Annotated in this window: 7 protein-coding genes and 3 tRNA genes; all 10 read left to right on the top strand. The window is 29.5% G+C overall.

What is annotated here, in order from left to right:
* Positions 1-39 precede the first annotated feature (39 nt).
* The 10 genes from DRF65_RS22345 to DRF65_RS22300 all read left to right on the top strand — a co-directional run bounded on the left by DRF65_RS22345 (position 40) and on the right by DRF65_RS22300 (position 12,273).
* Positions 40-4,050, top strand: coding sequence for an NACHT domain-containing protein (locus DRF65_RS22345; protein ID WP_115972953.1), 4,011 nt, complete (start codon positions 40-42; stop codon positions 4,048-4,050).
* Positions 4,051-4,513: 463 nt separating this feature from the next.
* Complete coding sequence (locus tag DRF65_RS22340) at positions 4,514-5,425, top strand: hypothetical protein (RefSeq protein ID WP_123947415.1); 912 nt, start codon at positions 4,514-4,516, stop codon at positions 5,423-5,425.
* A 9-nt stretch (positions 5,426-5,434) separates the two neighbouring features.
* The gene (locus tag DRF65_RS22335) at positions 5,435-6,172 is read left to right on the top strand and encodes a hypothetical protein (RefSeq protein WP_115972951.1); all 738 of its coding nucleotides are present in this window, start codon (positions 5,435-5,437) and stop codon (positions 6,170-6,172) included.
* A 98-nt stretch (positions 6,173-6,270) separates the two neighbouring features.
* Positions 6,271-7,467, top strand: a complete 1,197-nt coding sequence (locus DRF65_RS22330) for a hypothetical protein (RefSeq protein ID WP_069214566.1) — start codon at positions 6,271-6,273, stop codon at positions 7,465-7,467.
* Between the two features lie 135 nt (positions 7,468-7,602).
* On the top strand, positions 7,603-8,550 hold the full coding sequence (locus DRF65_RS22325) for a phage exclusion protein Lit family protein (protein ID WP_115972950.1): 948 nt from the start codon (positions 7,603-7,605) through the stop codon (positions 8,548-8,550).
* Between the two features lie 64 nt (positions 8,551-8,614).
* The gene (locus DRF65_RS22320; RefSeq protein WP_115972949.1) at positions 8,615-9,721 is read left to right on the top strand and encodes a hypothetical protein; all 1,107 of its coding nucleotides are present in this window, start codon (positions 8,615-8,617) and stop codon (positions 9,719-9,721) included.
* Between the two features lie 132 nt (positions 9,722-9,853).
* The gene (locus DRF65_RS22315) at positions 9,854-11,500 is read left to right on the top strand and encodes a hypothetical protein (RefSeq protein WP_115972948.1); all 1,647 of its coding nucleotides are present in this window, start codon (positions 9,854-9,856) and stop codon (positions 11,498-11,500) included.
* A gap of 485 nt (positions 11,501-11,985) precedes the next feature.
* Positions 11,986-12,059 (top strand) — tRNA-Asp (locus DRF65_RS22310).
* Between the two features lie 33 nt (positions 12,060-12,092).
* Positions 12,093-12,166, top strand: a tRNA-Asp gene (locus DRF65_RS22305).
* A 33-nt stretch (positions 12,167-12,199) separates the two neighbouring features.
* Positions 12,200-12,273, top strand: a tRNA-Asp gene (locus tag DRF65_RS22300).
* Positions 12,274-12,497 lie beyond the last annotated feature (224 nt).

Genomic DNA, 12,497 nt, shown 5'->3' with positions numbered 1-12,497 from the left:
TTAATATAGAGTAAATTTAGTACCCGAATAAGAAATAAAATGTATTACGAACAACGATATATAAAAACGCCAAAGAGTAGTTTAGAAATTCAGCTTATTGATGAACAAAGCAAAAATACTCTTTCTGATATTTTAGCTCAGAATAATAGAATTGTTTTGCTTGGGAATCCAGGAATAGGCAAGTCAACCGAACTTAATATTTTATTTGATCTTTTAGAGGTAAAAAAGGAAGACGATTTAAATTTTCCATTCAGAATTGACCTGAAAAACTTTCGTGCAGTTTCAAAATTTGAAGATTTAATTCATTTTAAAAAATGGGAGGAACTTCCATGTATAACTTTTATCCTTGACGGACTTGATGAAATTGCTGTTATTCAAGATTTTATTTCAGAGTTGGAAAGCTTTCTAAGTAAGAATGAGGATAAGAATATAAATGTTGTTATTAGTTGCAGAACAAATATTTATGAAAAATATTTAATTAATATTTCAGGGTTTAAATACTTCTATCTTGATGGATTGACCGACAGGCAGATCAATAATATACTTGAAAAACGTATTTCCAAACTATTAAATAATGGTGAGCTAAACAAATTCAGAGTATATTTAGAGAATCCCTTTAATTTAAATTTGTTTTGCGAATACTATGAGAGTAAAAGATCTTATCCAGAAACTCAAACAGAATCTTGGGATTTATTTATTGAAAATGAGTTAAAAAAGCTAACTAAAGATAAGCTGAAGAAAAGAGAGGAAATTAGTATTCCTCATATCAAGGACTGTTTGAAGAAAGTTGCTTTTACTAGTGAATTGATGCAGCAGAATTTTATTTCAGAGGATCATGTTTATGAACTTTTAGGTAAGGATGATAAATCGACTTTCGAGCAGATATCATTTATCGAAAAGCTGCCGAATTCTGGTAATTATACTTTTAGACACAAGAACTATCAAGAGTTTTTTTCTGCAAAGCTCCTAGCAGAGTTTAGTGCAGAACAAATTATTTCGCTTATCAGACTTACTCCGGAAGAAAATATAACAAAACCCTCTTTGTTTAATACAATCACATTTTTACTTAACATAGTTGATGATGATAAACTCGCTGATATTGAAAAATGGCTTCTGGAAAATGAGCCTGAAGTTTTATTTTTAACAGAAAAGGGTAGGTTAGGTGAATCTACACAACATCAGATATTTAGAAGGTATTTTAATGAGATTTCTGTAGAAAAAACATTTTGGTTTGGAAAAGACAGAAGATTTTCAATTGATAAGATTGCAGAATTTGCAGATGTTGATTTTTTGATAGAAATTATTAAAAAGAATAATCATTTTCGAAGCGTTATCTCAGCATTGGATGTTCTTTCTTTCACCGATTCAAACACTAGAGATTCTGAAATTAAAGACATATTTAAAGGTCTTATATTTTCTGAAGGAAGATATCAAGATGTAGCTTTGAGGTCATTTAGATCAAAGGGTTTTCATAAAAATGATCAGGAGCTTTTTAAAGAAATAGCAAAAAATTTCTGTAATAACTTTTCACCAGAAATTAACCATCAAATTATTGCAATGATTGCTGATTTTCAAAATGTCGACGACTATTTTGATGTTTTAATCAATTCATTATATAATCTTTACGAGATTAGACCTGAAAGAATCAAAGACAATATGATGCGTGGGACTCGATGGCTTTTAGAAAAAATATTCTTAAAAATTAAGAATGCTGAGAATTTTTTAGCAGTACTAAATGTAATTTTTAACTCCAAATTTGATTTAAAGCTTACTGATTTCTACAGCAAAGATTTCAGAGAAAAACTTCTAGAGAGAATTATTTTCTTTGTTAATAAAGAAAATGACTTTTTATTCCGAGTAATTGATGCTTTTTTAAGGCCGGAAGAAAGCTTTATTCATAGTGGAGATAATATTTTAGTTAAAATTATCAACCGTACACCTAAAGATATAAATGCTTTCAGATATATTGTCAATACATATGGTCTTTCAGATAAAAACTATCTACTTTTAAGCCTATTTAATAATACAATGTGTATTGATTATTTAGCAGCAAAATATCAAAACAATGAATTGAAAATTCAAAAACTTACTGATATTAATTATTTGCGATATAGGTACTTCAATAATTTAGTTGAATTGGGGTATTATTTTGAAAAAGTATTTAAAGAGGCTGGATATGAATTTCCTGAAGATCTACCGAATGAAAAACAAATCGCGGAAGAAAAGAAAAAAAGGCAAATATTTATTCAAAATAATTTTGAGATTCTTTTCAATAAAGAAGCTATGGCTTGCAAAGTGGCTGAGGTTTTCGATACAAATAATATCGAAGATATGACATGGAAGATGATTCATGATATAGAATGGGACTGGTATAAAACGGAAGATATTCATGGTGTCCATCATTCAGTTTTTAAAGCCATTGGAGCTTCTGTGAGAAGTACTGAAAGCAAAACGAAAGAGGATGTTATTAAACATATTGGCAATGATTATTTTTTGCTTTTCCAGATAAAAGATAAAATTAAAGATCGAGAAAATGAGGGTTTTGAAGTAAAAGAAGAGCATATTTCTTACATTAAAACTTACGCATTAAAATTTGCTGAAGAATTTAAGTTTGATAAAGTAATCAATATTAAAAGTGATGGAAACTTAGGTCTTTACAACGGTTATTATGTACTAAAATTGTTATACTTTTTTGATAAAAAATATGATCTTCATTATTCACAGGATTTCTATTTAAAGACATTGAGATATTGCAATATTTTCGGTAGTGCTGAAGGTACTATACAATTTGTTAAAGAAAGAGTTGATAACCTAAAGTTGTTTAATGAACAAATTGTCTATAATCTGAACAATGTGGTGTTGGATTCCAGTTCATTAAAAGATCATATTGAATATGCAATAGAAAATAAACTGAAAGAAGCTTATGGTGCAATTGAAGAGAATTTTTTAAACGAGAGGTTCATATATTCTCAAAAAGACTTTCTATCGAAATATATAGAATTAATACCTAAAGGAGAGCAGATAATTTTTCTAGAAAAATGCTGTACAGAAATCGATTCTTACTTGTGTTGGAAAGCAGTTGAAGTAATGATAGAAAAAAAACTTAATGAAAAGTTTATTTTGGACATTGCTAATCAATATATTGCTGAAAAAAAGGATCCTTTTATCTTTGGTTCAGATGCTTTGAATGTTCTATTTCATTGCAACGCAGAAGGCACTTTATTAACATATTCGGGATTACTTCGTGCTTTTAGCCAGACTGTGAGGGAAGACTACAGAGATGATTATAATATTAAAGATATCTCTAACTATAAACGTTTAGACGAATTACCTATGTTGGTAGAGATTTTTGAGATTGCTTATGATGAAAATTTAAAGAAGGATACTTTTGATTTCCATCATTCTCAAAACGTTCTTAAAGCTTTAGTTTCAAGTTTGTCAGATACAGAAAAAGGTTATAAAGAAATCCAAACTTTACTCTACAATCTGAAATCAAAAATTTCAGATAATGACAGCAAGTTATTTTATGTTAATATGTTAATTGATGATTCTCAATTATCATACTATGCCTCCATTTCAAAGCCTTTTACATTTAAAGAGGCAAAAAACTATTTAGAATATATAGAAAACGATAATAAACAAAAGACAATAATTATGGGTAATTATTTTGATTTTAAGGGAGCTAATTTGAAAAATACTCAAATTGGGGGTAAAGGCAATACATTAAATGTTTCTTCAAATAATGAAGATCTTAACAAGGTAAAAGAAATCTTAAAAGAATTTGAACAACTCAAGATCGATAACGAAGAATGGAAGAATATCTTCACAGAAGGTCTTGCTGATTTAACAGCTTTGTCGGAAGAGCAATCTGAACCGGAACTGGAAAAGTCAAAAAGTACTTTACGAAAAATTCATGATTACATACTGGATATTGGTAAAAGAACCAATGACTGGAAAAACATAGCTGTACTTCCAGTAGAATTTCATGATAAAGTTCCAAAACTAATAGAGTTAGGTAATAGTTTACTTAGAGTACTACACTTAAAATAATTTTTTCAAAAATATTTTAGAATTAAAATGTAACTATCTGTAAAATATATTATTATTGATTTATATGTAGCCTGTATTGATGATTTTACTTTGAGGAATTTTAAATTGATTTTGTTTTTCGATTGAATAAATATTTCAAGAAAAAACGAACAACAACTTAACTGAAAGCAAGAATTAATGAAAAGAACTAAATACTAACTAATAGCTTAAATCATAGGTTTTAAAACATTGAATTTGGAGGTCCAGAGGTCAACATCATCTGTGGGGACAGCTAATTGGAGTATCTTCCTTGGTCTTGTCATGCCAACATATATAATCTTCAATTCTTCCTGTTCTTTTTCGCTTATTCAAGTATGACTTTTTACAGTTATTTAAACTACGCAAAAAGAATGCGCAATAAGTTGTTTGTTTTGTATTATGAAAATAAGAATATTAACAATTAATGCTTAAAAAATACTCGCAAATGGATATATATTTACAGGAAATCTATTCAACAATTTACAAGAACGCAGTTCTATTTTTAAAACGTGGAATTAAAGAAATTATACAGAATGATAAAGAAATTTTTGATCCGGAAACAGCAATTATATCCTGTCTTTATATCCAGACATCAATAGAATTATCACTAAAGGCTTACTTAATAAAAGAAGTTGATATTAATGCTATTTTAAAAAGTAGCGAGACTTTTTCTAGCGAAATCCTTTTTGAAAAGTTTAAAGAAAATCATTTAAAGACTAAGACATATGAAGAGCTCAAAAATATTTTAAAAGACAATAACGATTTGGTTTTTTTCACTAATCTCCATTTTGATCACCTTACTAAATTTCAATTGTATAGAAATAAGCTCATACATTTAAATTTGTTTTTGTCCGAAGACGAAATAATTAATCTCAAAAAAGAATTAATCTTTGCTGTAACGCATTTATTGATGCCTTTACTGACAGATATCAGTTTTGAATTTGAAAGTCCCTCAGAATTTTATCAGGAGCATTTGGATGGAAAAGATTTTAACAAGTTGATCTCATTTCAACCTTATGTTGATGAAATGCATAGAATGGCAGTTGAATATTCCGGTTTAGCTTACGAATGCATAAATTGCTGCAAAAAGACATTTTCTCCAAATAATGAAATATGTTACTGTTGTAATTTAAATCTTCTATATTCAGCAGGTTACATTGACTGCGAAGCTTGTGAAGCTAAAAGAGCAATCGTTTACGATACATTAAACATTCATGAGGAAGGTAATGAACATAGTATAAATGGAGTCTGTATGAACTGTGGTGATAAGATGAACGTGTACGAATGTCCTGACTGTGAAATTAGATTTACCTTTTATGGTCAGCCAGATTTTGTAGAGAAAATTTGTAAATGTTAAAATATTAATATGGATAAAGCTAAAAAAATCGAAAAGTGGAAATATAAGAATGGTGCTTTGAATTCCTTTGAAAGTGACGATAAGGAATTTGAGAAGTTATCAGAAATTATTGACACTGCTAACAAAAACGATCTTAAAGAGATTTTTAATAATGGCCTAGAAGCTAGATATGATCAGTATAAAAAGTATTTGTATGGACATAATTTGTTTTTGTTCAGGGATCTGGAACAGCATATTAAGGATTCTGTCCATTGTTTGATTATTAATGCTTATATCCCCAGTATTACTAATACAAATCTACTTCTTGAAAGAGCACTAAAGCTTGCTTTAATACAATTTGAGGTTGGTACTGTTGCAGATTATGGTGATGAAGAAATAATAAAAAAATATATTCAGGCTGATAAGATGTACGCTGGGAGAAGTATGGACAAAAATATTCAGAAATGTAAAAAATATAAAATACTTAGTGAAGAGGAAGCAAGTGAATTAACTAAATATAAGCTAAAATTCAGAGATGGATTTTCCCATTTTACGCCAGCGAATATATTAGGCGGAGAAGAAAAACTGATAAGTATTCCTTTAGGACAACATGCCCCTGATTTTGAAAGAAAATTAAAAATGCCTTCCTACCAATCAATGCAAGTGATACATTTTGCAACAATGAATGCTGAAAACCATCTCGCTTATGTTCTTGATATCCTGAATCATTTACAATACAAAGTTTTAGAACAATTTAGTAAGAAATAGGAATTTTAAAGCTTTTTATCTGTGTTGTAATTTGATTAATCTTTATAGCACAAGACATTATTGAACATTTATTTAAAATAATTTTTGAAACTGTAGTAATGATAACAATTGAGAATTTAACAAATGTAGTAAGTGGCTCACTGAAGATAATCCATATTTTGGATAAGAGTTGTAAAGAAATAAATGTCAAAGATGTTTACCTTCTTAACGAAGATACCCTTTGCTGCGACTTTTATGCTGTTGCAAGAAATTCATATGATATAAAATTAGAAATGACTGCAATTATGGGTTGCTTTAATGGTATCTTCAGAAACAATCAGTATGATAATGTTGATCTGAAGAATTATGCAGTCCGGGCCTTTGATCAGGACGATAATGAAATTTTATATGCTTTATCGACTAAAGCTACAGCAGAATTTATTGGAACCGGAAGATCCATTGAATGGCTTACATCAACTTTTTTTCAGGAAAATTCAGAAGATTATCGCCTTGCTCAAGCTAAACAGATAATTTCTGAAATTGAGAATGGATTGAGAGAAATTGTAAAATTAAAGTTCAAAGATAAATTTGGTGATGAGTGGTGGGATAATGAAATAGGCAATAAAATAAAAAGAGATGTTAAGAAAATCTATTTTAACAATTTTGGAGTAGATTGTAATGATGGTAATGTTCTGATTGCTTACACATTTACATTACAAGTGAAAGAAATCATCTTATCTAACTTTAATCTATTCGCAAACTATTTCCAAAGCCCTGTTCAATTTGAAAGTTCGATGGACAGTTTAAATAAATTAAGAAGGGAAGAAGCTCATAATAGACCCGTTTCACATCTAGATTTGGAAAATCTAAAATATCTTCACCAAGATTTACTGTCTGTTGTTCTGCTTGATCTAAAATCATTTCAATCTGTTTTTCTAACTGAGAACTGGAGAAGTAAAATAAAAAAAATAATGAAGGAGTGGAAATATAAACCTATATATCATAAGAAGGAAATTGATGCCGAATCTGAGGAGGTACAAAAGCTTTTTAAGATTAAAGATAATCTATCTTCTCTCATCTCATCTTTGGATGATACAATTATCAAATTAAAATCAATAACGGCACCTATTCATAAGAAAAGTATTCATTTAGAATTATTGATCTGTTTTGAAGATTATAAGGATCTCCAAAAATCTTTGCTTGATGAAACTTCAACCTTAGATAATGAAAGAATAGATTTTGTAAAGAATCAAATTAAAGCGCAAGAATCTAAGATGGATGTGTTCGCAGAAAAGTTCCTGCTGAATGAAAAATAGAAGTGAACTATATTTAAATGGAAACTAAAACTAAATACGCTTATCTCCGAGAAAAAATTATAACCAAGGTGGAAATTAAAATTACCATAGAGAAAATAGAAGATTATAGAATTATTTTTTAGAAAATTAAATACCATGAAGAAAAGTGTTAGAGGTAAATATCATACTGGTTTACAGCCAATAAGAGTACTTAAACATAATTTAACTGACCGATTATTAAGTAGAAGTAAAGAGTTTATAGAGCTGTTGCAGAAAGACTTGCAGTTAAGTGAACATATAAATTATATATCGTATCCTCTCCCTCTAATTAACAAGCAGACGCCGTATGTTGATAAGGATGGAATGATATATATTCACGAAACATATCTGTCTTATCTTTGGATAATTAGCTTTTCAATGTTTGTTCTTTATGAGGAGGGAATGGCTATTCCTGACCAAATTAAAAGAGAAATTTCTACTCACAAAAGTCAAAATATAGAATTAATAGAACTTACAGAAGAATTATTTGATTATGCCAAATCATTAGTAAGAGCTTATTCAAAGTGGGATACAGAATATTTTCCTAATCCGGAGATTTTTGATGAAAATACAGATGAAGGTTTTTATATTCTTAGAGCAAATGATCTGTATGTAGAAGCAATGAACTTTATTCTTTTCCATGAAATAGCACACGCAGAATTAGAACATATCAAAACAAGAGGCGAAAATAATCTGAAAGGTGATCGTGTCAAAGCGTTAGAAATTGAAGCAGATTCGCGAGCAATATCTTTACTCCTGGAAAATTGCAGAAAGCCATTTGTAAGCCATTTAGCCATCGTTGTAGGTTTGGCTTCAATGCTTTTCGTAAGCCATGATTTATCGGGTGGAAGTGATCATCCTGATGTTGATGTTAGAATTGAAAATGCTTTAGATTTAATTAAGCCATCTGAAGATAGTCCTATATGGGCATTTTTGGTTTTATTTTTAAAATTGTGGGATAAGCAGTTTTCTCACAACTTTGTAACAAGCACGCATTATAATAATTTTAAAGAATTATACTACGAGCTTTTAGAACAAGGTAAACAAATCAATAAATGGAGCTAAACTGATGGTTAGAATTATACAATACATTAGCAGCTCTTAAATTATTCAAATACCATTTTGTGATATGAGTACAAAATTACAATGGATTGTTCCATGTTACTTCGATACAGATGATAGTTCGGATGATGAAATAATCCTGGATATTACGGACGATATTAAACATATTCTAACATTAAATATCTCTGAAAAAAAAGTAGAATATGGGTTTAACTATGGTCTGAAAACTTTTGTTTCTGATGAAGTCGAAAAAGTTTTGATTAAAATTCTGCCAAAATTTAGGAGTGGTTTTGTAGAAACAAATCGTGTCCAAAGTTATGTTTTTAATAATCTAGGAATGATTTATTCATATTTTAATGTTGATAATAATTATAAGAACTGGCATTATTCAACAGGAGTAGTTATAATAGAAACTCAATTAACCCGAAAAACATTAATACCTTCCAGAGATCAAATTAAAAATCTGAATTCAATACCTTATGATTTTATTCAGAGTTATAATCAATATAAGGCACTACAGAAAGAGATTTCATTTCTATTTTTATCTGCATTGCATTTAACTTTTCCAACAACTTCCGTGATGGGATTGAATAGCGTTTTTGATGGTGGCATTATTCACTTCAAGTCTAAGAAGAGAAACTTTTACGAAGATCTGAAAACAGATGTTTTCATGCATCATGTTTTAATTACTAAATCACGAATAATAAATCTGAAAGACAATTTATCGGGAATTGCTAAAGTATGGGATTGTAATTTATGGTCTTTAAAAAGATATTTAATAAGCGTTGAATCTCATGTCGAGGATATGGATAAACTCTTAGATTTGGTTTATGCAATGGAGGGATTATTTGAAAAAAATGCATCAACTGATTTTATGAAATTGTTTTGTATAATTCATTTGACACAAAATAAGAACGATGCTAAAAAAATGAAAGGAATTTTAGATGCTGTTTTTAAAATTAGAAATGAAATAGCGCATGGAGGATCTCACTACAGAGGATATGAATATATAAAGCTTAATGGCAAAGATGTGCTTTCACAAGATCTTTACTGGGAGATGAAAGTGATTGTTTCTCAATTAATCATATTGGGGATTAATAAGATATTGAACAATAAGGAGGTTAGAAATCTTAATTTCAAAATTGATGATTTGTATGACAAGATTTATACATAATTACAGAATCTGTATTCTTAAAAAAGCAAAAAAAAATAAATTTAGCAATCAGTATAATTTATTTTGATTTCTAATCATATGCAAGTCTATTTTTTTTAATTTTATATCTACTAATAACTATAAAACTTAAAAATGCCAGGATACAATATTGAAGGTAAAAGGATTGTTATTTCAGATGATAAATACAAGGATATTTACTGGCCTGAACTCTCTGAGCTTTTAAAAGAGAAATTTTTTCAAACAGAAGTTGAAATTACTGACCCTAAAACTGTAGGTGAAATTCTTAAATTCAGCTTTACATTTTTCTGTAAAAAACTGGAGGACAAGATTCAAAGTGAAAAAAGATTTTCATTTTACTTATTTTGTCATAATCTACATGAAGATTCAATTGAGCTGCATCAAAAACAAATTGAAGGGTATCGGCTAAGTATTAATGAAGAAAAATTTGCGGGATCACGCCGAATTTTAAAGATTATACTTGAACAGTCTACAAAATATAACCTTAAAAGTGCTCCTATTTTTTTTAAAGAAATGCAGGATAATATGCTAGATTATTGCACGTTTCTTGAAGAATTAATTTATATTGGTGAGTGGGCATTTATTTCCAGCGAATATTTAGCAAGAGTTCAATTATTTCCAAAAGCAATAGGTGTTAAATATGAAAGGAAAGAAAAAGAAATTGCTTTTCTAACCTATCAGCCTTACCCATTATTCTTTTCGTATATTTTCAATGATTTAAACAATCATAATTCAGAAGTTGCTCTCTCGGATTGCATTCATGATTTTAAACTTTTAGTTGAAGATAAGTATTCTATTAAATATGATGATCTATGTTACTTTGTTGCAGAAAATTTACAAAAACCTGAGAACCGATTAGGTGTTACACATTTTCCTGAAATTGTTAAAAGGATTAAGGCTAATACAGGTGTTGATCATACATTTCTTGATAGTTTCTATGAAGGTTTGACCATTACAAAGAAAAATGCTTTAAGTATTGAAGCGTGCTTTTATAAAAACCAAGATATTTACAGACATATGTATCGACCTATTTTAGAATATTCCATTGATGGCAAACAGTACCATATAATTGGTGCTAATAAATGGTTGGAAAGTATTTCACAGCTATCAACAAATTGCTTTCCATTTGGGATTTTTCCGCCTGAATGGAAAGTTAATAATGATCTTAAAAAATTTATTGAGAAAGTAGATAATACCCATGATAAGACATTGCAGAATCCTATAATCGAGTTAATCAAAACAAAAAAATACCCTTATGAGGTTGATATCGAAAGCTTCCAGTCTGTTAAGAAGCAATTTATTAATATCAATAATACTATAGGTGACATTGATATTCTTTTTCTTGATTTGAATAACAAGAAAATATATGTTTCTGAATGCAAACATAATCGATCCAGATTTGATTACAATAACTGGAAAAGAGATTACAGTAATTTTAAAGATAAGTACGAAAAACAGTTGAAAAGAAAAGTAGACTGGGTAAAGGATAATATTGTTGTTATTCAAAACCATTTTAAATTACGGGCCAATGACCCAATCGAAGTAGATTTAAATGATTTTGAAGTTGTAGGCATTTTTATTATTAATGCCCCAACTTTATATATGTACAATAGCCAAAGCAAGTGTTATACTATTCACGATTTTGATAGGCTCTTAAAAAGCGAAAACCCTTATCCAGATTTTGTTATTACGTCAGAAGATACTGGTGCTGTATATACAATTCAACATCCTTATTTTGACAATATTGAAAGACAAATTTAAGAATGTCTATAAATGGTGAAAAAGGTGTATTGACTAATAAATTTTATTTTGGAAGTTTTTGATTAAATATCTATCATAGATAGATATTTGTTCAGAAATAGGTCGTGGATGAGCGAAATTGTTAGTAATATCAAGTAAAAATGATATGTTTTTTATCACAAAATATTACAAATGTGCTCGTTTATTGATCAATATTACTTTTAATTTTTAAAAATAAAAAATATAGAGAGTGATTTTTGTCTTTGATAGTCTGTGTTTTAATAAAAATTTGTCGCTAAAAGGAGTCTTTTTTTTTGCAAAAGCTAAAAAAAGACATATATTTGCACCAGTTAAAAACAGACGCTCTCAAACTTATTTAAAATAGTGACCTATTCGGTGACCTAAAAAATAAGAGAACAGTATAAAGCTTATGGATAGGGCTTTTCTTGAAAAAGTACAAGTCCCGTCCGGATCGCAAAAAGTTTTTTCATTACTTTTAAAAAAATGATCCGGTAGTTCAGCTGGTTAGAATGCCGCCCTGTCACGGCGGAGGTCGCGGGTTCGAGTCCCGTCCGGATCGCAGAAGTTTTCTCAATTTCTTTTTAAAAAAATTGATCCGGTAGTTCAGCTGGTTAGAATGCCGCCCTGTCACGGCGGAGGTCGCGGGTTCGAGTCCCGTCCGGATCGCAGAAGTTTTCTCAATTTACTTTAAAAAAAATTGATCCGGTAGTTCAGCTGGTTAGAATGCCGCCCTGTCACGGCGGAGGTCGCGGGTTCGAGTCCCGTCCGGATCGCAACTATTAAATCAAAATAGTACAAAATGCTGTAAAATAGGTGTTTTACAGCATTTTTTGTTTTGTGCCTGTTCCAAATGGAGCTAAAAAACTACAAGCTGAAAGTGACCTATTCAGTGACCCGATAGAAAGGTTGAAAAAAGGTCACTGAAAAGTAAGAAGAAAGCCTGTTCATGGGCTTGTTCAGAAATTGAACATCTTGTGGGAAGTTTTTAATGAATTTA

Source organism: Chryseobacterium pennae (assembly GCF_003385515.1).
GTDB classification, from domain to species: domain Bacteria; phylum Bacteroidota; class Bacteroidia; order Flavobacteriales; family Weeksellaceae; genus Chryseobacterium; species Chryseobacterium pennae.
Note: the sequence above shows the minus strand (reverse complement) of the source record. Positions and strands in the feature narration are given on the sequence as shown.